The 24,688-nt window shown below is 65.0% G+C and carries 26 protein-coding genes; all 26 read left to right on the forward strand.

Annotation, left to right across the window (positions count from 1 at the left end; all coding sequences use genetic code 11):
• Window positions 1–22 precede the first annotated feature (22 nt).
• Window positions 23–1,486, forward strand: coding sequence for a flagellin (locus ACXI0U_RS07700; RefSeq protein WP_431484000.1), 1,464 nt, complete (start codon window positions 23–25; stop codon window positions 1,484–1,486).
• 77 nt (window positions 1,487–1,563) lie between these two features.
• Complete coding sequence (locus ACXI0U_RS07705; protein ID WP_021220603.1) at window positions 1,564–1,950, forward strand: flagellar protein FlaG; 387 nt, start codon at window positions 1,564–1,566, stop codon at window positions 1,948–1,950.
• Between the two features lie 80 nt (window positions 1,951–2,030).
• The gene (gene fliD, locus ACXI0U_RS07710) at window positions 2,031–3,485 is read left to right on the forward strand and encodes a flagellar filament capping protein FliD (RefSeq protein ID WP_431484001.1); all 1,455 of its coding nucleotides are present in this window, start codon (window positions 2,031–2,033) and stop codon (window positions 3,483–3,485) included.
• A 127-nt stretch (window positions 3,486–3,612) separates the two neighbouring features.
• Window positions 3,613–3,993: a flagellar export chaperone FliS gene (gene fliS / locus ACXI0U_RS07715; protein WP_031288165.1), complete on the forward strand. Its 381-nt coding sequence runs from the start codon at window positions 3,613–3,615 to the stop codon at window positions 3,991–3,993.
• A 13-nt stretch (window positions 3,994–4,006) separates the two neighbouring features.
• Window positions 4,007–4,306: a flagellar protein FliT gene (gene fliT / locus ACXI0U_RS07720; protein ID WP_184488937.1), complete on the forward strand. Its 300-nt coding sequence runs from the start codon at window positions 4,007–4,009 to the stop codon at window positions 4,304–4,306.
• A 222-nt stretch (window positions 4,307–4,528) separates the two neighbouring features.
• Window positions 4,529–6,001: a sigma-54 dependent transcriptional regulator gene (locus ACXI0U_RS07725; RefSeq protein ID WP_021220599.1), complete on the forward strand. Its 1,473-nt coding sequence runs from the start codon at window positions 4,529–4,531 to the stop codon at window positions 5,999–6,001.
• A gap of 109 nt (window positions 6,002–6,110) precedes the next feature.
• Window positions 6,111–7,325, forward strand: a complete 1,215-nt coding sequence (locus ACXI0U_RS07730; protein WP_021220598.1) for a sensor histidine kinase — start codon at window positions 6,111–6,113, stop codon at window positions 7,323–7,325.
• 4 nt (window positions 7,326–7,329) lie between these two features.
• The gene (gene fleR, locus ACXI0U_RS07735; RefSeq protein ID WP_431484002.1) at window positions 7,330–8,754 is read left to right on the forward strand and encodes a sigma-54-dependent response regulator transcription factor FleR; all 1,425 of its coding nucleotides are present in this window, start codon (window positions 7,330–7,332) and stop codon (window positions 8,752–8,754) included.
• Between the two features lie 436 nt (window positions 8,755–9,190).
• Window positions 9,191–9,523 (forward strand): flagellar hook-basal body complex protein FliE, encoded by a 333-nt coding sequence (gene fliE, locus ACXI0U_RS07740; protein ID WP_021220596.1) that lies wholly within the window; start codon window positions 9,191–9,193, stop codon window positions 9,521–9,523.
• Window positions 9,524–9,538: 15 nt separating this feature from the next.
• Window positions 9,539–11,332 carry a flagellar basal-body MS-ring/collar protein FliF gene (gene fliF, locus ACXI0U_RS07745; protein WP_431484003.1) on the forward strand — a complete coding sequence of 598 codons (1,794 nt, stop codon included), beginning with the start codon at window positions 9,539–9,541 and terminating at the stop codon, window positions 11,330–11,332.
• Window positions 11,325–12,338 carry a flagellar motor switch protein FliG gene (gene fliG, locus ACXI0U_RS07750; RefSeq protein ID WP_021220594.1) on the forward strand — a complete coding sequence of 338 codons (1,014 nt, stop codon included), beginning with the start codon at window positions 11,325–11,327 and terminating at the stop codon, window positions 12,336–12,338. Before fliF ends, fliG begins: the two co-directional genes overlap by 8 nt.
• A 10-nt stretch (window positions 12,339–12,348) precedes the next feature.
• Window positions 12,349–13,173 (forward strand): flagellar assembly protein FliH, encoded by an 825-nt coding sequence (gene fliH, locus ACXI0U_RS07755; RefSeq protein WP_431484004.1) that lies wholly within the window; start codon window positions 12,349–12,351, stop codon window positions 13,171–13,173.
• Window positions 13,163–14,521, forward strand: coding sequence for a flagellar protein export ATPase FliI (fliI, locus tag ACXI0U_RS07760; protein WP_021220592.1), 1,359 nt, complete (start codon window positions 13,163–13,165; stop codon window positions 14,519–14,521). Before fliH ends, fliI begins: the two co-directional genes overlap by 11 nt.
• A gap of 6 nt (window positions 14,522–14,527) precedes the next feature.
• A complete protein-coding gene (gene fliJ / locus ACXI0U_RS07765) occupies window positions 14,528–14,977 on the forward strand; it encodes a flagellar export protein FliJ (RefSeq protein ID WP_021220591.1) in 450 nt (149 codons plus the stop codon).
• 74 nt (window positions 14,978–15,051) lie between these two features.
• Window positions 15,052–15,357: an STAS domain-containing protein gene (locus tag ACXI0U_RS07770; protein ID WP_021220590.1), complete on the forward strand. Its 306-nt coding sequence runs from the start codon at window positions 15,052–15,054 to the stop codon at window positions 15,355–15,357.
• A 7-nt stretch (window positions 15,358–15,364) separates the two neighbouring features.
• Window positions 15,365–17,062 (forward strand): SpoIIE family protein phosphatase, encoded by a 1,698-nt coding sequence (locus ACXI0U_RS07775; RefSeq protein WP_431484863.1) that lies wholly within the window; start codon window positions 15,365–15,367, stop codon window positions 17,060–17,062.
• Window positions 17,063–17,093: 31 nt separating this feature from the next.
• Window positions 17,094–17,447: an Hpt domain-containing protein gene (locus ACXI0U_RS07780; RefSeq protein ID WP_021220588.1), complete on the forward strand. Its 354-nt coding sequence runs from the start codon at window positions 17,094–17,096 to the stop codon at window positions 17,445–17,447.
• A gap of 125 nt (window positions 17,448–17,572) precedes the next feature.
• Window positions 17,573–18,874 (forward strand): flagellar hook-length control protein FliK, encoded by a 1,302-nt coding sequence (locus ACXI0U_RS07785; protein WP_423728367.1) that lies wholly within the window; start codon window positions 17,573–17,575, stop codon window positions 18,872–18,874.
• Window positions 18,875–19,074: 200 nt separating this feature from the next.
• The gene (fliL, locus tag ACXI0U_RS07790; RefSeq protein WP_184488929.1) at window positions 19,075–19,608 is read left to right on the forward strand and encodes a flagellar basal body-associated protein FliL; all 534 of its coding nucleotides are present in this window, start codon (window positions 19,075–19,077) and stop codon (window positions 19,606–19,608) included.
• Window positions 19,609–19,620: 12 nt separating this feature from the next.
• Window positions 19,621–20,592, forward strand: coding sequence for a flagellar motor switch protein FliM (gene fliM, locus ACXI0U_RS07795; protein WP_021220585.1), 972 nt, complete (start codon window positions 19,621–19,623; stop codon window positions 20,590–20,592).
• Window positions 20,593–20,633: 41 nt separating this feature from the next.
• Window positions 20,634–21,104, forward strand: a complete 471-nt coding sequence (fliN, locus tag ACXI0U_RS07800) for a flagellar motor switch protein FliN (protein WP_021220584.1) — start codon at window positions 20,634–20,636, stop codon at window positions 21,102–21,104.
• Window positions 21,105–21,108: 4 nt separating this feature from the next.
• Entirely contained in the window at window positions 21,109–21,585 is a 477-nt protein-coding gene (fliO, locus tag ACXI0U_RS07805) for a flagellar biosynthetic protein FliO (protein WP_431484005.1), read from the forward strand.
• On the forward strand, window positions 21,585–22,340 hold the full coding sequence (gene fliP, locus ACXI0U_RS07810; RefSeq protein ID WP_479549979.1) for a flagellar type III secretion system pore protein FliP: 756 nt from the start codon (window positions 21,585–21,587) through the stop codon (window positions 22,338–22,340). The genes fliO and fliP overlap by 1 nt, the downstream gene beginning before the upstream one ends.
• A gap of 2 nt (window positions 22,341–22,342) precedes the next feature.
• A complete protein-coding gene (fliQ, locus tag ACXI0U_RS07815) occupies window positions 22,343–22,612 on the forward strand; it encodes a flagellar biosynthesis protein FliQ (RefSeq protein WP_021220581.1) in 270 nt (89 codons plus the stop codon).
• Between the two features lies 1 nt (window position 22,613).
• Complete coding sequence (gene fliR / locus ACXI0U_RS07820; RefSeq protein WP_184488927.1) at window positions 22,614–23,390, forward strand: flagellar biosynthetic protein FliR; 777 nt, start codon at window positions 22,614–22,616, stop codon at window positions 23,388–23,390.
• Window positions 23,391–23,465: 75 nt separating this feature from the next.
• On the forward strand, window positions 23,466–24,602 hold the full coding sequence (gene flhB / locus ACXI0U_RS07825; protein WP_271660679.1) for a flagellar biosynthesis protein FlhB: 1,137 nt from the start codon (window positions 23,466–23,468) through the stop codon (window positions 24,600–24,602).
• The last annotated feature ends 86 nt before the right edge of the window (window positions 24,603–24,688 follow it).

The raw sequence follows: 24,688 nt of genomic DNA on the forward strand, positions 1-24,688 counted from the left end.
TAGGTACTTCGGGAGACGCCAAATGGCACTTACAGTCAATACCAACATTGCTTCGCTCAACACTCAGCGCAACCTGAACGCATCGTCCAATTCGCTGAATACCTCGCTGCAGCGTCTCTCCACCGGTAGCCGTATCAACAGCGCCAAGGACGATGCCGCCGGCCTGCAGATCTCCAACCGTCTGACCAACCAGATCAGCGGCCTGAACCAGGCGACCCGCAACGCCAACGACGGTATCTCCCTGGCGCAGACCGCTGAAGGTGCACTGCAGCAGTCCACCAACATCCTGCAGCGTATCCGCGACCTGTCCATCCAGGCAGCCAGCGGCTCGAACAGCGACGCCGACCGCGCCGCCCTGCAGAAAGAAGTGACCGCGCAGCAGGCCGAACTGTCCCGTATCGCTGAAACCACCACCTTCGGTGGTCGCAAGCTGCTGGACGGCACTTTCGGTACCACCAGCTTCCAGGTCGGCTCCGACGCCTACCAGACCATCGACGTGACCCTGAAGGATGCGTCCTCCGCCAAGCTGGGTTCCTACCAGGTCGGTGGTGGTGCTTCCACTTCCGCGGCCGGTGCCTCGGCATCCGGTACCACCGTGGCCGGTAGCGTGGTTGCGGGTAGCGGTGGTGCGTTCGCCTCCGGCACCGTCACCGTGGTCGGCAACGGCCAGACCAAGGACGTGACCCTCGCCGCGACCGACAGCGCGAAGAGCATCGCCCAGAAGTTCGACGGCTCGATCGCCGGCCTCTCCGCCAGCGCCCGTACCGTGATTCAGGCCGACGTCAACTTCACCTCCGGTGCAGCCTCGTTCAACCTGACCGTTGGTTCCAACACCGTGCAGATGGTAGGTGTGACCTCCAACGAAGACCTGGCCAACCAGATCAACTCCAACGCCGGTAAGCTTGGCCTCACCGCCAACTTCGACCAGCAGAACGACAAGATCACCATCACCTCCGCGACTGGTGAGACGATCGAGTTCGGTGCTGCTACCGGTAGCTCCGCAGGCACCATCGACGTGGCCGCTCAGGGCAACGACGGTACCTACGGCGGCGCGACGGATGTGGCGGCGACTGGCGGCAAGGCCTTCGGTTACGTGCAGCTGGATTCCCCGGTATCCTTCGCGGTGACCGGCGATACCACCCAGGTGTTCAGCACCAGTTCGTCGACCCTGAACACCGTTGCCAACGTCGATATCTCCACCGCCGACGGTGCTCAGCGCGCCCTGGCAGTGGTAGACAGCGCCCTGGCAGCGATCGACTCCCAGCGTGCCGACCTCGGTGCTGTGCAGAACCGCTTCGATAACACCGTATCGAACCTGCAGAACATCTCCGAGAACGCCTCTTCTGCTCGTAGCCGGATCAAGGACACCGACTTCGCAGCTGAAACTGCGACCCTGTCCAAGAACCAGGTTCTGCAACAGGCCGGTACTGCGATCCTGGCCCAGGCGAACCAGCTGCCGCAGTCGGTTCTCAGCCTGCTGCAATAACGCAGGAAGAGCGCCCAGCAACAATGGGGGGAAGGGGATGACCCTTCCTCCCATTTGGCCATTGTGAGGTATGAAAAATGGATATCTCGAACATTACGTCGGTCGGTGCCCTGCCCAGGTTGGCCAAGGACCCCGTCGCCAGCGTAACGCCCGGCCAGGAGGCTGCCAGGAAGGTGGCTCCGGCAAGCACTGCGGTCAGCAGCGCTGAAGCGGACGCCCAGTCCCAGCAGTCCCAGGCGCAGGGGGGCAACCTGGAATCCGCTGTCGCTGATATCCAGTCCTTCGTCCAGACCGTCAAGCGCGGGCTGGATTTCAACGTCGATGACTCCAGTGGCGAAGTCGTGGTGAAGGTCATCGATACCGATTCGGGCAAGCTGATCCGGCAGATTCCTTCCGAGGAATTGCTGAAGCTCGCTGAACGGCTGGAAGACATCCGCAGTCTGATGTTCGAGGCCAAGGCTTGAGTTGGTACGTTTCTTGAGTACCAAACTCTTGATCGTTCCCTGGAAGGGAACTCGGGACGTTTTTTTGACGGAGGTGTGAGATGGCTACCACCATCGGTACTGTTGGATCTGGACTCATCGATATCGATACCACTGTGAAAGCGCTGGTGGCCAACGCCCGTGCGCCCAAGCAGAACCAGCTCGATACCCTGGAGTCGAAATCCACGACCAAGCTCACCGCCCTCGGCTCCCTCAAGAGCGCCGTCAGTGAATTCCAGAGCGCCATGGCGTTGCTCAACAGCCCCACCAGTTTTCTGGCGCGGACTGCGACTTCGTCCAACACCGCGGCGCTGAACGCCACCGCGACCCCGAGTGCGGTTTCCGGCAGCTACAAGATCAACATCACCCAGTTGGCTGCAGGCAGCAAGATCGCTTCGGCGGCCTTCAGCACCGGGGCTACCACGGCCTTCAACGAAGGTTCGCTGGACATCAAGATCGGGGGTGGCGATGCGCTGACCATCGCTGTCGACAGCACCAACAACACCCTTTCCGGTATCCGTGACGCCATCAACAAGCAGGGTGCGGACAAGGGCATCAGCGCCACCATCGTGACTGACAGCCAGGGTTCGCGCCTGGTGCTGAGCAGCAGCAAGATGGGGGACGGCAAAGACATCACCCTGACCGGCACCAGCACCTCGGGCAGCAAAACCGACCTGAGCAAGCTGAACTTCCCCGGCCCGACCCTGAATCCTTCCGACTTCGGCTCGACCGCCGAGTACGACGCGGCCGTGGCCAAGGCCGGCAAGACACTGTCCACCGCCCAGAGCGCCAAGTTGACGGTGGACGGCCTGAGCGTGGTCAGTGACTCCAATACCGTCACCACCGCGATCGATGGCATCACGCTCAATCTCACCGGTGAGACCGAGGCGCTCAAACCCTTGACGCTGACCGTCGGGCAGAACAGCAGCGCGGTCAAGACCAACGTGCAGAACTTCGTCACCGCGTACAACAAGATGGCCTCCGCCATCAGCTCGCTGACCAAGGTCACCCCCGTGGAAGGCAGCGACCCGGTGGTTGCCGCGCTGGCCGGCGACTCCACCGCACGCGCACTGTTGAACTCCATGCGCAGCGAACTGGTCACCCCGAGCAGCAGCGATGGCTCGGTCAAGGCGCTGGCATCCTTGGGCATCACCACCAAGCAGGACGGCACCCTGGACCTAAACTCCGCCAAGCTGGATGCGGCCATCGCCTCCGACTACCAGGGCATCGCCGACTTCTTCACCGGTGACAACGGCCTGGCTGCGCGCATGACCGCCAAGGCCAAGCCGTACACCGACTCTGGTGGCGTCATCGAGCAGCGCAGTTCGGTGCTGCGCGACACCATCAAGGGCGTCGACAACCAGCAGAAAGCGCTGGACCTGCGCATGACCGCGCTGCAGACCCGTCTGTACAAGCAGTTCACCACCCTGGACTCGTTACTGGCGCAGATGCAGGGCACCAGCGACAACCTCGCTTCGCAGCTCGACGCCTTGCCTGGCCTGGTCAAGAAGAACTGACCGAGCCCGAGGTTTGGTCCGCTCGCGTCTTAATGACGAAAAATGCTCAGCAGAAGGCTTAAAGCTCCCGTGAAACCAGCCGATATTATGGATATCGAAGAAACACCGGTTCACGAGGAGTTGCGAAATGAGAGCGATGTTGGCCATGAAGCAGTATCAGCAGGTGAACGTGCAGGCTCAGGTGTCTGACGCCAGCCCGCATCGTTTGATCCAGATGCTGATGGAAGGCGGCCTCGAACGCATGGCGCAGGCCCAGGGTGCGATGATGCGCGAGCAGGGACCGCTGAAAGGCGAGCTGATCAGCAAATCCATCGGTATCATCGGCGGCCTTCGCGAGGCGCTGGACCCGTCTCGCGGTGGCGAAGTCGCGGCCAACCTCGACCGCCTCTACGAATACATGATCGCGCGCCTCATCCACGCCAACAAAGCCAACGACCCGGCGGTGCTCACCGAGGTGGCCGGCCTGTTGCGTGAAGTGAAGTCCGGCTGGGATGCCATTGCGCCCTGAGTAGGAGAGCAACATGAGCCACATCATGCTCAAGCAGATCGAAGAAACCCGCCTGGCCCTGGTCTCCGCCTTCGAGAGCCAGGACTGGGAGAGCGTGAGCCAGCTCGACCGCCAGTGCCGCGATCAGGTGAACGTCGCCATGCTCGATTGCGCCGATATCGAGGAGGGCCTGCGCACGCAACTGGAGGCCCTGATCGACGTCTACCGTCGTCTGACCGAATCCTGCGCCCAGCAGCGCGACCAGGTGGCCAGCGAGCTCAGCAATCTCGTCCGCTCCAACCAGGGTGCCAAGGTCTATCAGCTGTTCGGTTGATGGCACCCCGATGCGGCACTGATGGCATATCGGTGCTGCGTCCTCAGTCTCTTAGGCTTTCTGTCGATCTCCTCAAAAAAAGCACGCCATAAATTTGACTCTGTTCGCTTTTTTGACTTTACTAGTGGCCAATTGCCGTTGCCGATCGCGATTTTGATGGCACCGGCTGCCCTTGTGCCGCTCTAACGCGGCATCAGTCCTCGAGCAAAGACCAGAACAAGCATGTGGCGTGAAACCAAGATTCTGCTGATTGACGACAACAGCGATCGCCGCCGTGATCTGGCGGTCATTCTGAACTTTCTCGGCGAAGAGCATCTGGCCTGCGCCAGCCGCGACTGGCGTGACGCCGTCGGCGCGCTGAGCGCCACCCGTGATGTGCTTTGCATCCTCCTGGGCGATGTCGAGTCCAAGGGCGGCACCACCGAGCTGCTCAAGCAGGTCGCCACCTGGGACGAGTTCCTTCCCGTGCTGCTGATCGACCAGGCGGTGCCGGCCGACTGGTCCGACGAGGTCCGCCGCCGCGTGCTGGCCAGCCTCGAGATGCCGCCCAGCTACAACAAGCTGCTGGATTCCCTGCACCGCGCCCAGGTCTATCGCGAGATGTACGACCAGGCCCGCGAGCGCGGCCGCCAGCGCGAGCCGAACCTGTTCCGCAGCCTGGTGGGCACCAGCCGTGCCATCCAGCAGGTGCGGCAGATGATGCAGCAGGTGGCCGATACCGACGCCAGCGTGCTGATCCTCGGCGAGTCGGGCACCGGCAAGGAAGTGGTGGCGCGCAACCTGCACTACCACTCCAAGCGCCGCGATGCGCCCTTCGTGCCGGTCAACTGCGGCGCCATCCCCGCCGAGCTGCTGGAAAGCGAGCTGTTCGGCCATGAGAAGGGTGCCTTCACCGGTGCCATCACCAGCCGTGCCGGGCGCTTCGAGCTGGCCAACGGCGGCACCCTGTTCCTCGACGAGATCGGCGACATGCCGCTGCCGATGCAGGTCAAGCTGCTGCGCGTGCTGCAGGAGCGCACCTTCGAGCGCGTGGGCAGCAACAAGACCCAGAACGTCGACGTGCGCATCATTGCTGCCACCCACAAGAACCTCGAGCAGATGATCGAGACCGGTGGCTTCCGCGAGGACCTCTACTACCGCCTCAACGTCTTCCCCATCGAGATGGCCCCGCTGCGCGAGCGCGTGGAGGACATCCCGCTGCTGATGAACGAGCTGATCTCGCGCATGGAGCACGAGAAGCGCGGCTCCATCCGCTTCAACTCCGCCGCCATCATGTCGCTGTGCAACCACGATTGGCCGGGCAACGTCCGCGAGCTGGCCAACCTGGTGGAGCGCATGGCGATCATGCATCCCTATGGCGTCATCGGCGTGACCGAGCTGCCGAAGAAATTCCGCCACGTGGACGACGAGGACGAGCAACTGGCCGCCAGCCTGCGCGAAGAACTCGAAGAGCGCTCCGCCATCGGCGCCGGCCTGCCCGGCGTCAGCAGCCCGGCGATGCTCCCGCCCGAAGGCCTGGACCTCAAGGACTACCTGGGCAACCTGGAGCAGGGGTTGATCCAGCAGGCGCTGGACGATGCCGCCGGTGTCGTGGCCCGTGCTGCCGAGCGTTTGCGCATCCGCCGCACCACCCTGGTGGAGAAAATGCGCAAGTACGGCATGAGCCGTCGCGACGACGAAATGGCAGAAGATTGACGCTGATTTCGTAAATGTATGTTTTACAAGGGTATTTTTTTAGGCACGGGTATTGCTATGTCTCTCTCGACTGACCGTCTCCTGACGGTTTGCCGAGCGAGAGAGAACCATGACCGCCAGTGCCAGCCCATCGCAGAAACCTGAGTCCGCCAGTGCGGCGCCCGTAGAAGAGGCCGGCAGAGCCAGCCTCGAACAGGCGTTCGCCATGTTCAACCAGATGTCCAACCAGCTGAGCGAGTCGTACAGCCTGCTGGAGGCACGGGTGACCGAGCTCAAGGGGCAACTGGCCCTGGTCAGCGCCCAGCGCATGCAGGAACTGGCGGAGAAAGAGCGCCTGGCCCTGCGCCTGCAAAGCCTGCTCGACCTGCTGCCCGGTGGCGTCATCGTCATCGATGGCCAGGGCGTGGTCCGTGAAGCCAATCCCGTGGCGCGCAGCCTGCTCGGCAAGCCGCTGGTGGGGATGCTCTGGCGCGAGGTTATCGCGCGCAGCTTCGCTCCGCGCAAGGACGACGGTCACGAGATCTCCATGAAGGATGGGCGTCGCCTGTCTATCGCCACCCGTTCCTTGAACGGCGAGCCCGGGCAACTGGTGCTGCTCGCCGACCTCACCGAAACCCGTCTCCTGCAGGATCAGCTGGCCCGCCACGAGCGGCTTTCTGCCCTGGGGCGCATGGTCGCGTCCCTGGCCCATCAGATCCGTACGCCGCTCTCCGCCGCGCTGCTCTATGCCAGCCACCTCACCGAGCAGGTGCTGCCGGTGGAGCAGCAACAGCGTTTCGCCGGTCGCCTCAAGGAGCGGCTGCACGAGCTCGAACACCAGGTGCGTGACATGCTGATCTTCGCCCGTGGCGACCTGCCGCTGCCGGATCGGCTGAAACCGGTGATGCTCTTCGCTGCGCTGCGCTCGGCCGCCGAATCCCATGTCACCGGCCTTTCGGTGCGCTGGCAATGCGACGCCAGCGGCGGCGAGCTGCTGTGCAACCGCGACACCCTGGTGGGGTCGCTGCTCAACCTCATCGAGAACGCCATCCAGGCCTCCGGCCGCGATGTGCGCCTCAAGATCCACCTGTACAGCCGCGACGGCACGTTGCGCCTGTGCATCAGTGACAACGGCCCGGGCATGGATGCCGCTACCCTGGCTCGCCTGGGCGAACCCTTCTTCACCACCAAGACCACCGGAACGGGCCTCGGCCTCGCGGTGGTCAAGGCGGTGGCGCGCGCACACCAGGGCGAGTTGCTGCTCAGCTCCCGCCCGGGTCGTGGCACCTGCGCCACCCTGGTCCTGCCGTTGCTTGGCACGGCACAGCCGGTAATTCAGGAGTAACCCCATGACCGTCAAAGTTCTGTTGGTCGAAGACGACCGTGCCCTACGCGAAGCGCTTGCCGACACCCTGATGCTCGGCGGCTACGACTTCCGCGAAGCGGACTGCGCCGAAGCGGCCCTGGTGGCCCTTGGCGAAGAGCCCTTCGGCATGATGATCAGCGACGTCAACATGCCCGGCATGGACGGCCACCAGCTGCTCGCGCTGGTGCGCACCCGCTATCCGCAATTGCCCGTGCTGCTGATGACCGCCTATGGCGCCGTCGAGCGCGCGGTGGATGCCATCCGCCAGGGTGCTGCCGACTACCTGGTGAAGCCCTTCGAGCCTCGTGCGCTGCTGGAGCTGGTCGAGCGCCATGCCCTGGGGCGCGCCACGGCTGGTGAAGGGGAGGGGCCCGTGGCCCAGGAGCCGGCCAGCCTGCAATTGCTGGAATTGGCCGCCCGTGTCGCCCGCAGCGACTCCACCGTATTGATCTCCGGTGAGTCCGGTACCGGTAAGGAAGTGCTCGCGCGCTACATCCACCAGCAATCGCCGCGCGCGGCCAAGCCCTTCATCGCCATCAACTGTGCGGCGATCCCCGACAACATGCTCGAGGCCACCCTGTTCGGTCACGAGAAGGGCGCCTTCACTGGCGCCATCGCCGCCCAGCCCGGCAAGTTCGAACTGGCCGACGGCGGCACCATCCTCCTCGACGAGATTTCCGAGATGCCCCTGGGCCTGCAGGCCAAGCTCCTGCGCGTGCTGCAGGAGCGCGAGGTGGAGCGGGTCGGCGCACGCAAACCCATAGAGCTGGATATCCGCGTGCTGGCCACCACCAACCGTGACCTGGCCGGCGAAGTGGCGGCGGGGCGCTTCCGTGAAGACCTCTACTACCGTCTCTCGGTCTTCCCCCTGGCCTGGCGCGCGCTGCGTGAGCGCCCGGCAGACATTCTTCCCCTGGCCGAGCGCCTGCTGGGCAAGCACGTCAAGAAAATGAACCATGCCCCGGTGCGCTTCTCCGCCGAAGCGCGGCATGCACTGGTCAGCCACCCCTGGCCGGGTAACGTGCGCGAGCTGGACAACGCCATCCAGCGAGCGCTGATCCTCCAGCAGGGCGGCCTGATCCAGCCTCACGACCTGTGCCTCACCGCGCCCATCGGCATGGCCGTCGCACCGGTATCGGTACCCTTGAGCCCGATTGCTGCCATCGTTCCGGCGCCGGTCGGCCTGCCCGTCAATCCTGCCGCGCCCATTGCGGACGCCGCAGGCGCGCTGGGCGAAGACCTGCGTCGCCACGAGTTCCAGATGATCATCGACACCCTGCGTTCCGAGCGCGGCCGCCGCAAGGAAGCCGCCGAGCGCCTGGGCATCAGCCCGCGCACCCTGCGCTACAAGCTCGCGCAGATGCGCGACGCGGGGATGGATGTGGAGGCGTATTTGTATGCCAGCTGACGCTGAAGTTTGACGCTGGAAGCCTGAAGCCTGAAGCCTGAAGCCTGAAGCCGGGTGGGTGTCGCTCTTTGCATCCACCGGTGGGGCTTGGCATGGCTGCGAAGTTCACCGGGCTGAAGCCCCGGGCTACGCGCAGAGTGCGGAAATAAATCAGCCCAGGGGTTGACGGTGTCCGCCGATCCCCAGGCTCTTCCAGCTTCCAGCTTCCAGCTTCCAGCTTCCAGCTTCCAGCTTCCAGCTTCCAGCTTCCAGCTTCCAGCTTCCAGCTTCCAGCTTCCAGCTTCCAGCTTCCAGCTTCCAGCTTCCAGCTTCCAGCTTCCAGCTTCCAGCTTCCAGCTTCCAGCTTCCAGCTTGCCCGCCTAATTGGCACCCTTGTTGCAACCTCCCCCACAAAGACCGCTCTAGCGTCAAAAAACTGCGGTCGCGGAGGAATGTGATGAGCCAGGGTGTCGAATTCAATCGCCTGATGTTGGAAATGCGCTCCATGCAGATGGAGGCCATGGCCCGTACCAAGCCCGTGGTCAGCGCTACGCCCGAGGTCAATGCGCCGAGCTTCTCCGACATGCTCGGCCAGGCCGTCAATAAGGTGAACGAAACCCAGCAGGCGTCCAGCCAGCTCGCCACCGCCTTCGAGACGGGGCAGAGCGGCGTCGATATCACCGATGTGATGATCGCCTCGCAGAAGGCCAGCGTGTCGTTCCAGGCCATGACCCAGGTGCGCAACAAGCTGGTCCAGGCGTATCAAGACATCATGCAGATGCCGGTTTAAGGGCAGGGTTGAGAAATGGCAGACGCGGCAACCGCTAACGTTCCGGCCCCGGCGGGCGAGCAGGGCGAGAAGAAACCCCTCTTCGGCCTGGCATTCCTGGAAAACCTGTCGCAGATGAGCATGCTGCGCCAGATCGGCCTGCTGGTCGGTCTTGCCGCCAGCGTGGCGATCGGTTTCGCCGTGGTGCTCTGGTCGCAGCAGCCGGACTACCGTCCGCTCTACGGCAGCCTGAGCGGCATGGATGCCAACCAGGTGATGGAGGCGCTCAACGGCGCCGACATCCCCTACAAGATCGAACCCAATTCCGGTGCCTTGCTGGTCAAGGCCGACGACGTGGCCCGTGCCCGCATCAAGCTGGCCGGCGCCGGCATCGCGCCCAATGACGGCAACGTCGGCTACGAGATCCTCGACCAGGAGCAAGGCCTGGGCACCAGCCAGTTCATGGAAGCCACCCGCTACCGCCGCGGCCTGGAAGGCGAGCTGGCGCGCACCGTTTCCAGCCTGAACAACGTCAAGGGTGCCCGCGTGCACCTGGCCATCCCGAAAAGCTCGGTGTTCGTCCGTGACGAGCGCAAGCCCAGCGCCTCGGTGCTGGTCGAGCTGTACCCGGGCCGCTCCCTGGAGCCGAGCCAGGTGATGGCCATCGTCAACCTGGTCGCCACCAGCGTGCCGGAACTGGAGAAGGGCCAGGTCACGGTCGTGGACCAGAAGGGCACCTTGCTGTCTGACCAGCAGGAGCTTTCCGAGCTGTCCATGGCGGGCAAGCAGTACGACTACACCCGCCGCATGGAAGGTCTGTTCACCCAGCGCGTGCACAGCATCCTGCAGCCGGTCCTGGGCAATGGCCGCTACAAGGCCGAAGTCTCGGCGGACGTCGACTTCAGTGCGGTGGAATCCACTGCCGAGATGTTCAATCCGGACCAGCCGGCGCTGCGCAGCGAGCAGAAACTCAACGAAGAGCGCCAGGCCGGCTCCGGCCCGCAGGGTGTGCCCGGCGCGCTCTCCAACCAGCCCCCGGGCCCGGCCAACGCGCCGCAGCAGGCTGCTCCGGCAGCCGCCGCACCGGCCGTGGCACCCGGCCAGCCGATCCTCGACGACAACGGCCAGCAGATCATCGACCAGGCCACCGGCAAGCCGATGCTGGCGCCGTACCCGACCGACAAGCGTGACCAGACCACGCGCAACTTCGAGCTGGACCGCTCCATTAGCTACACCAAGCAACAGCAGGGTCGCCTGCGCCGGCTTTCCGTCGCCGTGGTGCTGGACGACCAGGTCAAGGTCAACGCCCAGGGCGAGACCACCCATGTGCCCTGGACCGCTGACGAGATCGCTCGCTTCACCCGTCTGGTACAGGACGCCGTGGGCTTCGATGCCAGCCGTGGCGACAGCGTCAGCGTGATCAACACGCCGTTCGTCGCTGGTGGCGATGAGGTGATCGAACTGCCGTGGTACGAGCAGGTCTGGTTCCAGATGGTGGCCTCGGCGCTGAAGCAGCTGGTTCCGGTGCTGCTGATCCTGGTCCTGATACTGTTTGTGCTGCGCCCGGTGCTCAACAACATCTCCGGCGGCGGCAAGGGCAAGGACCTGGTCGGCGGCGGTCGCGACGGCGACGTCGAGCTGGGCGAAATGGGTGGGCTGTCCGGCGAGCTGTCCGATGATCGGGTGAGCCTCGGCGGGCCGCAAAGCATCCTGCTGCCGAGCCCGAGCGAGGGGTATGATGCACAACTGAACGCGATCAAAAGCCTGGTAGCCGAAGACCCGGGTCGCGTGGCCCTGGTAGTCAAAGAGTGGATCAACGCCGATGAGTGATAACCGCGCTCCCAAGCTGACCAAGGTGGACAAGGCCGCCATCCTCCTGCTTTCCCTCGGCGAGACCGATGCCGCGCAAGTGCTGCGCCACATGGGCCCGAAGGAAGTGCAGAAGGTCGGCGTGGCGATGGCGCAGATGCGCAACGTGCACCGCGAGCAGGTCGAGCAGGTGATGGGCGAGTTCGTCGAGATCGTCGGCGACCAGACCAGCCTGGGCGTCGGTGCCGACGGCTATATCCGCAAGATGCTCACCCAGGCCCTGGGCGAGGACAAGGCCAACAACCTGATCGACCGTATTCTCCTGGGCGGCAGCACCAGCGGCCTGGACAGCCTGAAGTGGATGGAGCCGCGCGCCGTGGCCGACGTCATCCGCTACGAGCACCCGCAGATCCAGGCCATCGTGGTCGCCTACCTCGACCCCGACCAGGCCGGCGAGGTGCTCAGTCACTTCGATCACAAGGTGCGCCTGGACATCATCCTGCGCGTGTCCTCGCTGAACACCGTGCAACCTTCCGCGCTCAAGGAACTCAACCTGATCCTCGAGAAGCAGTTCGCCGGCAACTCCAGCTCCACCCGCACCACCATGGGCGGCGTGAAGCGCGCGGCGGACATCATGAACTTCCTCGACAGCTCGGTGGAGGGCCAGCTCATGGACTCCATCCGCGAGGTGGACGAGGACCTGTCCGGCCAGATCGAAGACCTGATGTTCGTTTTCGACAACCTGGCGGACGTCGACGACCGCGGCATCCAGGCGCTGATGCGCGAGGTGTCTTCCGATGTGCTGGTGCTGGCCCTCAAGGGCTCGGACGAAGCGATCAAGGAGAAGGTCTTCAAGAACATGTCCAAGCGCGCCGCCGAGCTGCTGCGCGACGACCTCGAAGCCAAGGGCCCGGTCCGCGTCAGCGACGTGGAGACCGCGCAAAAGGAAATCCTCACCATCGCCCGCCGCATGGCCGAAGCCGGAGAAATCGTGCTCGGTGGCAAGGGCGGCGAAGAAATGATCTGAGGCGCGCCCGATGGCTACCAAGGAAGCACAGAGCGAGCTGATTCGCGCCAAGGATGTGAACGCCTTCGATCGCTGGTCCCTGCCCAGCTTCGATCCCGAAGGCCCTGCCGTGGTCGCCGAGGAGCCGGCCGAGCCCGCCCAGCAGCCGGACGCACCCGTGATGGCCGAAGCTGCACCGGTCACGGAGGCCCCGCAGGCCGTCGAGGACGTCGAGCCGGAGGCCGTCAAGCCGCTGACGCTCGATGAGCTGGAAGCGATCCGCCAGGACGCCTACAACGAAGGCTTCGCTACTGGCGAGAAGGACGGCTTCCATGCCGGCCAGATCAAGGCGCGCCAGGAGGCCGAGGTGGCCACCAATGCGCGCCTGGAGTCCCTGGAAAGCCTCATGGGCCAGCTCATGGCGCCCATCGCCGAGCAGGACCAGCAACTGGAAGAAGCCATGGTGCACCTGGTCGGGCAGATCACCCGGCAGGTCATTCAGCGCGAGCTGGCGATGGACTCCACCCAGATCCGCCAGATCCTCCGCGAAGCGCTCAAGCTGCTGCCCATGGGCGCCAGCAACCTGCGCATCCACATCAACCCGCAGGACTTCGAGTTGGTGAAGGCCCTGCGCGAACGCCACGAAGAAACCTGGCGCATCCTCGAAGACGAGACCCTTCTGCCCGGCGGTTGCCGCATCGAAACCGAACACAGCCGCATCGACGCCAGCATCGAGACGCGCATGACCCAGGCGCTGAAGCAGCTTTTCGACCAGCAGCGCGAACAGAAGGTGCACACGCCACCGGCCGATATCGCCCTCGACCTGAGCCCGCCGGAACCGCCCCATGCGTCTTGAGCGGACCAGTTTCGCCAAGCGCCTCGGCGGCTACGCCGATGCCGTGCAACTGCCCACCCAGCCCGTGGTGGAAGGGCGCCTGCTGCGCATGGTCGGCCTTACCCTGGAAGCCGAAGGCCTGCGCGCCGCCATTGGCAGCCGTTGCCTGGTGATCAACGACGACAGCTACCACCCGGTGCAGGTGGAAGGCGAAGTCATGGGGTTCTCCGGCAACAAGATCTACCTGATGCCGGTGGGCAGCCTCGCCGGCATCGCCCCCGGCGCCCGCGTGGTGCCGCTGCCCGATACCGGCCGCCTGCCCATGGGCATGTCCATGCTCGGGCGTGTACTCGACGGCGCCGGCCGCGCCCTGGACGGCAAGGGCGGGATGAAGGCCGAAGACTGGGTGGCGATGGACGGCCCGGTGATCAACCCGCTCAACCGCGACCCCATTTCCGTGCCGCTGGACGTTGGCATCCGCTCCATCAACGGCCTGCTTACCGTCGGCCGTGGCCAGCGCCTCGGCCTGTTCGCCGGCACCGGCGTGGGCAAGAGTGTGCTGTTGGGCATGATGACTCGCTTCACCGAGGCGGAAATCATCGTCGTCGGGCTGATCGGCGAGCGGGGCCGCGAGGTCAAGGAATTCATCGAACACATCCTCGGCGAGGAGGGCATCAAGCGCTCCGTGGTGGTCGCCTCGCCCGCGGACGACGCGCCGCTGATGCGCCTGCGTGCCGCCATGTATTGCACGCGCATCGCCGAATACTTCCGCGACAAGGGCAAGAACGTCCTGCTGCTGATGGATTCGCTGACCCGTTTCGCCCAGGCCCAGCGCGAGATCGCCCTGGCCATCGGCGAACCGCCGGCCACCAAGGGCTACCCGCCCTCGGTGTTCGCCAAGCTGCCCAAGCTGGTGGAGCGGGCCGGTAACGGCGAGAAGGGCGGCGGCTCGATCACCGCCTTCTACACCGTGCTTTCCGAGGGTGACGACCAACAGGACCCCATCGCCGACGCCGCGCGGGGGGTGCTCGATGGCCACTTCGTGCTGTCACGGCGCCTGGCGGAAGAGGGCCACTACCCGGCGATCGATATCGAGGCGTCCATCAGCCGGGTCATGCCCCAGGTGGTCAGCCCCGAGCACATGAAGATGGCCCAGCGCTTCAAGCAGCTGTGGTCGCGCTACCAGCAGACCCGCGACCTGATCAGCGTCGGCGCCTATGTCGCCGGCGGTGATGCCGACACCGACCTGGCCATCGCCCGGCAACCGGCCATGGCCAAATACCTTCACCAGGGGCTCAACGAAAGCGAGCCGCTGGCACAGAGCGTCGAGCGCCTCGCCGCGGTGCTGAACACCGGCAGCGCGGGTTGATGAACCATGGCCCGTGACCGCGCCGCGCGCCTTGCTCCCGTCGTGGACATGGCGCAGAAAGCCGAACGCGATGCCGCCCGCCTGGTCGGGCATTGCCAGGGGTTGCTGGGCCAGGCCGAGGGCAAGCTCGGTGACCTCGAACGCTTCCGCTCCGATTACCAGCAGCAGTGGATCACCCAGGGCAGCCAGGGCGTTTCCGGCCAGTGGCTGACCAACTACCAGCGCTTTCTCTCGCAATTGGAAACGGCCGTCGCCCAGCAGACCCAGAGCGTGGCCTGGCATCGCGACAACCTGGCCAAGGCGCGGGAGGCCTGGCAGCAGCGCTACGCGCGGCTGGAGGGCCTGAAGAAGCTGGTGCAGCGCTACATCGACGAGGCGCGTGCAATCCAGGACAAGCGCGAGCAGAAACTCCTCGATGAACTCTCGCAACGCCTCATCGGGCGCGAGGAACGCTAAATCGCGGTTGCCGAGGCTCCAGGCGGGTGCTAAATCTTCTGCACGCGTTTACATTTCTGATCAAGGAGTCTTGCATGGCCATCACCTCGCTGCCTTCGAGCGACGGGCAAGAGCTGACCATCGTCATCCAGGGACGTTTCGATTTCGGGGCTCACCAGGAATTTCGCGACGCCTACGAGCGCGTGAGCATCAACCCCAAGCGCTACGTGGTCGACCTCAAGGGCACCACCTACCTCGACAGCTCCGCCCTCGGCATGCTGCTGTTGCTGCGTGACCACGCCGGTGGCGACAGCGCGCAGATACGCCTGGTCAACTGCAACCCCGACGTGCGCAAGATCCTCGCCATCTCCAACTTCGAACAGCTGTTCCAGATTGCCTGACACCGCCATGTCGGCGCGCCTGTCCATTCTCATCGCCGAGGACAACGCGGCCGACCGCATGCTGCTTTCCACCATCGTCAACCGCCAGGGCCACCGTGCCCTGACGGCCGCCAATGGCCTGGAAGCCGTCGCGCTGTTCCAGCAGGAGCAGCCCGACATGGTGCTGATGGACGCGTTGATGCCGGTCATGGATGGCTTCGAGGCCGCGCGGCGGATCAAGCAGCTGGCGGGCGAGGAGCTGGTGCCGATCATCTTCCTCACCTCGCTCACCGAGAACGAAGCGCTGGTGCGCTGCCTGGAAGCCGGTGGCGACGACTTCCTCGCCAAGCCCTATAACCGCGTCATCCTCGAAGCCAAGATCAAGGCCATGGACCGCCTGCGCCGCCTGCAGGAGACCGTCCTGCACCAGCGCGACCTGATCGCCAAGCACAACGAGCACCTGCTCACCGAGCAGCGCGTGGCCAAGGCGGTGTTCGACAAGGTGGCCCACTCCGGCTGCCTCAATGCCTCCAATATCCGCTACCTGCAATCGCCCTATGCGCTGTTCAACGGCGACCTGCTGCTGGCCGCCTACAAGCCTTCCGGTGGCATGCATGTGCTGCTGGGCGACTTCACCGGCCACGGCCTGCCGGCGGCCATCGGGGCCATGCCCCTGGCCGAAGTCTTCTACGGGATGACCGCCAAGGGCTACGCCATGGCCGACATCCTCCGCGAGATGAATGCCAAGCTGAAGCGCATCCTGCCGGTGGGCGTGTTCTGTTGCGCGACCCTGCTCAATCTCAGCTTCCAGCGGCGTGTGCTGGAGGTGTGGAACGGCGGCTTGCCCGACGGCTACCTGCGCCGCGCCGATGGCGGCCCGGTGGTGCCGCTGGTATCGCGGCACCTGCCGCTCGGGGTGCTGGAGCCGGCCCAGTTCGATGACAAGTACGAGGTCTACCCGATTGATGTCGGCGACCGCGTGTTCCTCTGGTCCGATGGCGTGCTGGAAACCTGCAACGAGGCCGGCGAGCTGTTCGGTGACGAGCGCCTGCGGCGTGTTTTCGCCAGCAATACCGCGCCGGAGCAGCTGTTCGACGAGATCCAGCGCACCCTGGCCGCCTTCCGGGGCGAAGCCCAGGACGACGTCAGCATGATCGAGGTGACCCTGGTCGAAGACCTCGAACAGCGCCCGCAGCTGGCGTTCACCGATAGCGGCCAGCTGAGCCCGCTGGACTGGTCGGCCAGCTTCGAATTCCGCGCCCAGACCCTCAAGCGCTTCAACCCCTTGCCCTTCCTCCTGCAGCTGTTGCTGGAGGTGCAGGGCCTGCGCGACCAGGGCGGGGCGCTCTACACCGTACTCGCCGAGCTTTACTCCAACGCCCTGGAGCACGGTGTGCTGGGCCTGGACTCCGCGCTCAAGCGCGATGCCCGTGGCTTTGCCGAGTACTACCGCGAGCGCGCCACGCGCCTGGCCGGGCTCGAGCACGGCCATGTGCGCATCCACCTCGAGCTGTTGCCGGTGGGCGAGGAGGGCGGGCGCCTGCTGGTGCGGGTCGAGGACAGCGGCAAGGGCTTCGATGCCCGGTCGGTGCTGGAGCGGGATATCGATACGTCGAGCCTGAGCGGACGTGGCCTGACGCTGGTCAGACAACTTGCCGCGCGCTGCGACTTGCCGGAGGATGGCAGGGGCATCCGCGTGGAGTTCGTCTGGCCACGCCCATCCTGATTCCCATCGTGTCGTTCAAGGAGTGATCCGGTTGTCCGATCTGCATATCGACAATGGCGTACTGGCCGCTTTGCAGGAAGTCATGGAAGACGAGTACCCGGTGTTGCTGGACACCTTCCTGGTCGACTCGGAGGAGCGTGTACGCCTGCTCCACCAGGCCTGCGACCAGCAGGACGCCCAGGCATTGCGCCTCGCCGCGCACAGCTTCAAGGGCAGCTGCAGCAACATGGGCGCGCCCTTGCTGGCGACCCTGTGCAAGCAGTTGGAGGAAAGCGCCCGACGCGAGCGCCTGGAAGACGCGCCGGACCTGGTCGAACGCATCGAGCGGGAGTTCGCCATCGTGCGCATCCTGTTCCGCTCCGAGCGCCAGCGTCACAGCTTCTGAGGCGCTGATGGGGGCTCGGCCGAAACTTGGCCCGCCCCTTGCAATCCCCCTGGCACGAACCAACCCCTCAGCGGAGAGTGCCCATGCCCGTTGCCCCCGATATTCTTCTGCAGGCGAACCCTGGCGTGAAGACGAAAGTGCAGGCGGCAAAAACCCAGGTCAAGACACCGGAACCCGTCAAGAACGCGGCCCCGAGCTTTGCCCAGGTGTATGCGAAGGAGCAGCAGGCCAAGCCTGTAGAACGAAACGAGCCTGCGGCCAAGCCTGCCCGTGACAAGCCCGATGACACCCGCAAGGCGGACGATTCGGCGGACAGGCCGGCCAATGACAACACCGGCAAGCCGTCGACGGTTGCCGATAGCGGCAACGGCTTGCCGGCCGACCGCGACAGCGGGAAGGGCAGCGGCAGTGGTGGCGATACCCCTGACGACAGTGTGGCCGCCAGCGACGGCACCCAGCCCGAAGACCCGGTCATCGATCCGTTGCTGCTGATGGCCATGAGCGGCCAGATCGCGCCGCCGGTGGTCGAGCCGCCTGCGCCGGAAGTCACCTTGCCGACCGGCTTGCCCAGTGTCGCGCCTGCTACCCAGGGCACCGCCACGCTGGAGGTCGATGCCCAGGCAGATCCGCTGCAAGGCTTCGCCGGCATGCAGATCGGCCTGCAAACCGAGGGTGAGGGCGACCAGGTGCAGGTGGCGACCACCACCACCGTCACCACGCAGAATTCGGCCAATGCCGGGCAGAACTTCGCCAGCGCCCTGGCCGCCTTCGGCGACAAGACGGCGGAACCGGAAGAAGTCCCGGTGGATGTCGAACTTCCAGTGGCGGAACTCTCCGAGCAGCTCACCCAGGGCCTGGGCGAGAGCAAGTCGGAAATCCGCAGCGAAGTCCTCGATAGCCGCCTGAATGCCATCGGCCAGACCATCAGCCAGCAGTCGGCCCTGGCCCAGCGCACGCCGGCCCTGGTTCCCGGCCAGCCGGTGGCGATGAACCAGGGCGGCTGGAGCGAAGCGGTGGTCGATCGGGTCATGTGGCTGTCCAGCCAGAACCTCAAGTCGGCCGAGATCCAGCTCGACCCGCAAGACCTGGGGCGCCTGGAAGTGCGCATCAACATGGGCCAGGACCAGACCCAGGTGACCTTCGCCAGCCCCAACGCCGGGGTGCGCGAGGCGCTGGAAGGGCAGATGCACCGCCTGCGCGACATGTTCTCCCAGCAGGGCATGAACCAGCTGGATGTGAACGTCTCCGACCAGTCCCTGAACCGTGGCTGGCAGGGCCAGCAGAGCAATGAGGGCGGCAGCGGCCGAGGCAATGGCGGCGGCTCGCACCTGGGCGGTGGCGGCGACGAGGAGATCGCCGTCGGCATCAGCGAGATACGCAGCCCCACGGCAACTGGCGGGCGCGGCCTGGTGGACTACTACGCCTGATCCGCATCCCCGCAATCGTCATGTTCTAGACTGAAGGCGCCCGGTGGCTCGATAAAAAGCCACCGGGCGCCTTTTTTCGTGGGTGACAGGCGCCAAGGACACTGGTATATCCGCTGCGGCGTTTGGTGAGAAGCTGGCATAACACTTGCTCTCAACCCATTGAATGCGGGCATTAACCCGATCAGCGACGGAATTTTGGCATGGCGAAGAAAGAAGCGAAGGCGGATGCGGGCGGCGACGAAAAGCCCGCCGGCAAGAGCAAGCTCAAACTGATCATCCTGCTGACCGTGGTGCTGCTGGTGGTCGTGGGCGCCTCGGTCGGCGCGACCTGGTTCCTGCTGGGCCGCGGTGGCGACGCCAAGAAGGATGACAAGAAGGACGAGGCCGCCGCCGAGCACGCTGCTCCGGTCAAGCAGATCGCCTTGTACGAGCCCCTGGCTCCGGCCTTCGTGGTCAACTTCAACCAGAACGGCCACCAGCGCTACATGCAGGTCACCGTGGCCCTGATGGGCCGCGACAAGGCCGAGATGGATGCGCTCAAGGAGCACATGCCGGTGGTGCGCAACAAGCTGGTGATGCTCTTCTCCAGCCAGACCTTCGACACCCTGGTCACCCCGGTGGGCAAGGAGATGCTGCGCCAGCAGGCCACCGCCACCATCCAGGAAGTGGCCAAGGCGCAAACCGGCAAGGTGGCGGTCGAGCAAGTGCTGTTCACCAATTTCGTATTGCAGTAGCAGGGGAGACCCATGGCAGTCCAAGACCTGCTTTCCCAGGACGAGATCGACGCGCTGCTCCATGGCGTGGACGATGGCCTGGTCGAGACCGAGAACGAGGCGGAACCCGGGAGCGTCAAAAGCTACGACCTGACCAGCCAGGATCGCATCGTCCGTGGACGCATGCCGACCCTGGAGATGATCAACGAGCGTTTCGCCCGCTATACCCGCATCAGCATGTTCAACCTGCTGCGCCGTTCCGCCGATGTGGCGGTAGGGGGCGTGCAGGTGATGAAGTTCGGCGAGTACGTGCACTCGCTGTACGTCCCCACCAGCCTCAACCTGGTGAAGATGAAGCCGCTGCGCGGCACCGGCCTGTTCATCCTCGACGCCAAGCTGGTGTTCAAACTGGTGGACAACTTCTTCGGCGGTGACGGCCGTCACGCCAAGATCGAGGGCCGCGAATTCACCCCCACCGAACTGCGTGTGGTGCGCATGGTGCTCGACCAGGCCTTCGTCGACCTGAAGGAAGCCTGGCACGCGGTGATGGACGTGAACTTCGAGTACATCAACTCCGAGGTGAACCCGGCGCTGGCCAACATCGTCAGCCCCAGCGAAGTGATCGTCGTCTCCACCTTCCACATCGAACTCGATGGCGGTGGCGGCGACCTGCACATCACCATGCCCTATTCGATGATCGAGCCCATCCGCGAGATGCTCGACGCCGGCTTCCAGTCCGATGTCGACGACCAGGACGAGCGCTGGATCAAGGCCCTGCGCGAAGACATCCTCGACGTCAGCGTGCCGGTTGGCGCCACCGTGGTGCGCCGCCAGCTGCGCCTGCGCGACATCCTGCACATGCAGCCGGGCGACGTGATTCCAGTGGAAATGCCCGAGCACATGATCATGCGCGCCAACGGCGTGCCGGCCTTCAAGGCCAAGCTGGGCGCCCACAAGGGCAACCTGGCCCTGCAGATTCTCGATCCGATCGACCGTCAGCGCTGACGGTCGACCCACACCCTATTTGAGCCAGCCGAGGTCAACCGATGGCAGACGAAGAAAGCACCACCCCCGAGGAACAGGCGCTCGCCGATGAATGGGCGGCGGCCCTGGCCGAGGCGGGCGACGAGGCCAGCCAGGACGACATCGACGCACTGATGAACCAGGGCGGCGGAGCGGCGGCACCGGCCAACCCCCGGGCACCGATGGAAGAGTTCGGCAGCATGCCGCGCTCCAACGCACCGGTGAGCCTGGATGGCCCCAACCTCGATGTCATCCTCGATATCCCGGTGTCCATCTCCATGGAAGTGGGCAACACCGACATCACCATCCGCAACCTGCTGCAGCTCAACCAGGGCTCGGTGATCGAGCTGGACCGCCTGGCCGGCGAGCCGCTGGACGTGCTGGTCAACGGCACGCTCATCGCCCATGGCGAAGTGGTGGTGGTCAACGAGAAGTTCGGCATCCGCCTGACCGACGTGATCAGCCCCAGCGAACGCATCAAGAAACTGCGCTGACGCCATGGGACGACTCCTGCTCGCGCTGTTCTGCCTGCCCCTGACGGCGTTCGCCGCGGAGCCGGCGGCAACCGCCGCATCCGCCACCCCGGCCGCCGTTGCCGCGCCTGCCGTGGCTGCCACTCCGGTGGTCAATGCCGGGGGCGGCGTCGCCGCGCAGCTCGGGCAACTGACCATCGGCCTGTTGCTGGTGGTCGGCGTCATCTTCGTGCTCGCCTGGCTGCTGCGCCGGGTCCAGCAGATGGGCCCCCGCGGCGGCCAGGTGATCAAGCTGGTCTCCAGCCAGGCGCTGGGCCCGCGTGATCGGCTGGTGCTGGTGCAGGTGGGCGGCGAGCAGATCCTCCTGGGCCTCACGCCCGGGCGCATCACCCCGTTGCATGTGCTCAAGGAACCGGTGCACATGCCCGACGCCGAGCCTGCCACCCCGGAATTCGCCCAGCGCCTGATGGAGCTGCTGGGCAAGGACAAGGACAAGAGCTGATGGGTTACTGGCGCATCCTGATCGCCCTGCTGCTGGCAGTGGCGGCACCCCTGGTGCTGGGCGCCGACGACCCGTTGTCGATCTCCGCCATCACCCTGTCGACCAACGCCGAAGGCCAGCAGGAGTACTCGGTCAGCCTGCAGATCCTGCTGATCATGACGGCGCTGAGCTTCATCCCGGCGTTCGTCATGCTGATGACCAGCTTTACGCGGATCATCATCGTCTTCTCCATCCTGCGCCAGGCGCTGGGCCTGCAGCAGACGCCGTCGAACCAGATCCTCACCGGCATGGCGCTGTTCCTGACGATGTTCATCATGGGGCCGGTGTTCGACCAGGTGAACCGCGACGCCCTGCAGCCCTACCTCAACGAGCAGTTGCCGGCCCAGGAGGCGATCAAGCGCGCCGAGGTGCCGGTGAAGAACTTCATGCTGGCGCAGACCCGCTCCAGTGACCTGGAGCTGTTCGTGCGCCTGTCCAAGCGCACCGACATCCAGTCGCCCGACGCCGCGCCGCTGACCATCCTGATCCCGGCCTTCATCACCTCGGAGCTGAAGACCGCGTTCCAGATCGGCTTCATGATCTTCATCCCGTTCCTGATCATCGACCTGGTGGTGGCGAGCGTGCTGATGGCGATGGGCATGATGATGCTGTCGCCGCTGATCATCTCGTTGCCGTTCAAGATCATGCTGTTCGTGCTGGTGGATGGCTGGGCGCTGATCATCGGCACCCTGGCCGGAAGCTTTGGAGGGGTTTAGCCATGACACCCGAAGTCGCCGTCGACCTGTTCCGTGAAGCGCTTTGGCTGACCTGCGTCATCGTCGGCATCCTCGTGGTGCCCAGCCTGGTGGTGGGCCTGATCGTCGCCATGTTCCAGGCCGCCACGCAGATCAACGAACAGACCCTGAGCTTCCTGCCGCGCCTGTTGGTGATGCTCATCTCGCTGATGTGGGCCGGGCCCTGGCTGACCCGGGAGCTGATGGAGTACATGACCAACCTCTACCACAACATCCCCATGTTGATCGGCTGACATGCTGGAGCTGACCACAGCGCAGATCGGCGGCATGGTCGGCAGCTACCTGTTGCCGCTGTTCCGCATCGCCTCGCTGCTGATGACCATGCCGCTGATCGGCACCCAGCTGGTGCCGACCCGGGTGCGGCTGTACCTGGCCCTCGGCATCACTGCGGTGATCGCCCCTTCGCTGCCGCCCATGCCTCCGGTGGACGCTGTCACCCTGCAGGCCTTCCTGCTGATCGCCGAGCAGATACTGGTGGGGGCGGTGATGGGTTTCGCCCTGCAGCTGTTCTTCCATGCCTTCGTCGTCGCCGGGCAGATACTCGCGGTGCAGATGGGCCTGGGCTTCGCTTCCATGGTCGACCCCACCAACGGCGTTTCGGTGCCGGTGATCGGGCAGTTCTTCACCATGCTGGTGACTCTGCTGTTCCTGGCCATGAACGGCCACCTGGTGGTGTTCGAGGTGCTCGCCGAGAGCTTCGTGACCTTGCCGGTGGGCGGGGGCCTGATGGTCGAGCACTACTGGACCCTGGCCACCAAGCTGGGCTGGGTGCTCGGCGCCGGCCTGCTGCTGGCGTTGCCGGCGATCACCGCCTTGCTGGTGGTCAACATCGCCTTCGGCGTGATGACCCGCGCCGCGCCGCAACTGAACATCTTTTCCATCGGCTTCCCGCTGACGGTGGCCCTGGGCCTGGTGATCATCTGGATCGGCATGGCCGACATCCTCTCCCAGTACCAGCTTCTCGCCACCGACGCCTTGCAGCTCCTGCGCGAGCTGGCGAGGGCGCGCTGATGACCTCCCGCTGCGGCTGCATGCCGCCCATTACCCGTCCCGGTCGGTTAGCCGGGCCTTCTGCCGAGGTGCGCCATGGCAGAAAGTGAGAGCGGGGCGGACAAAAGCGAAGAACCCACCGCGAAACGCCAACAGGAGGCGCGAGAGAAGGGGCAGATAGCCCGTTCCAAGGAGCTCAATACCCTGGCCATCACCCTGGGTGGGGCAGGGGGCGTGCTGGCCTCCGGCGGCGGCCTGGCGGACATGATGATGCGCATGATGCAGGCCAACTTCACCCTGTCGCGCGAAGCGCTGATGGACGAGCGCAGCATGGCGCTGTGGCTGTTGCAGTCGGGGCAGATGGCACTCTCGGCCGTTACCCCGTTGCTGGTGACGCTGCTCATCGTCTCGCTTGTGGCGCCCATCTCCCTGGGGGGCTGGCTGTTCTCCTTCGAGGCCCTGGCGCCGAAATTCAGCCGCATGAACCCGCTGTCCGGCATCAAGCGCATGTTCTCCATGCACGCGGTGGTGGAGCTGCTCAAGGCGCTGGGCAAGTTCGGGCTGATCCTGATGGTGGCGCTGATGGTGCTGTCTTCGGATGCCGACGACCTCCTGTCCATCGCCCACGAGCCCCTGGAGCAGGCCATTCTGCACAGCGTCCAGGTGGTGGGCTGGAGCGCGCTCTGGCTGGCTTGCGGGCTGATCCTCATCGCCGCCATCGACGTGCCGTATCAGCTCTGGGACAACAAGCAGAAGCTGATGATGACCAAGCAGGAAGTGCGCGACGAGTACAAGGACAGCGAGGGCAAGCCCGAGGTCAAGTCGCGTATCCGTCGCATGCAGCGGGAGATGGCCGAGCGCCGCATGATGTCCGCCGTGCCCGAGGCCGACGTGGTGATCACCAACCCGACGCACTTCGCCGTGGCCCTGAAGTACGACCCGGCCAAGGGCACCGCGCCGCTGCTGCTGGCCAAGGGCAACGACTTCACCGCGCTGAAGATCCGCGAGATCGCCCAGGAGAACAAGATCACCGTGTTGGAATCCCCGGCCCTGGCGCGGGCGGTGTTCTACTCCACCGAGCTGGACCAGGAAATCCCCGCCGGCCTGTACCTGGCGGTGGCTCAGGTACTGGCCTACGTCTACCAGCTCAAGCAATTCCGCGCGGGCAAGGGCAAGCGCCCTGCGCCCTTGACGGAGCCGCCGATCCCCGCTGACCTGCGTCGCGACGACTGACCCTGCGCTGCCCCTGCCTGTAGGCAAAGGTCGCTGCGCACCCCTCTGCACCGCCACCTCCGGGAAGTTGGTGAGCTTCTTGCACA

This window comes from Pseudomonas sp. C9D1 (genome assembly GCF_056491235.1).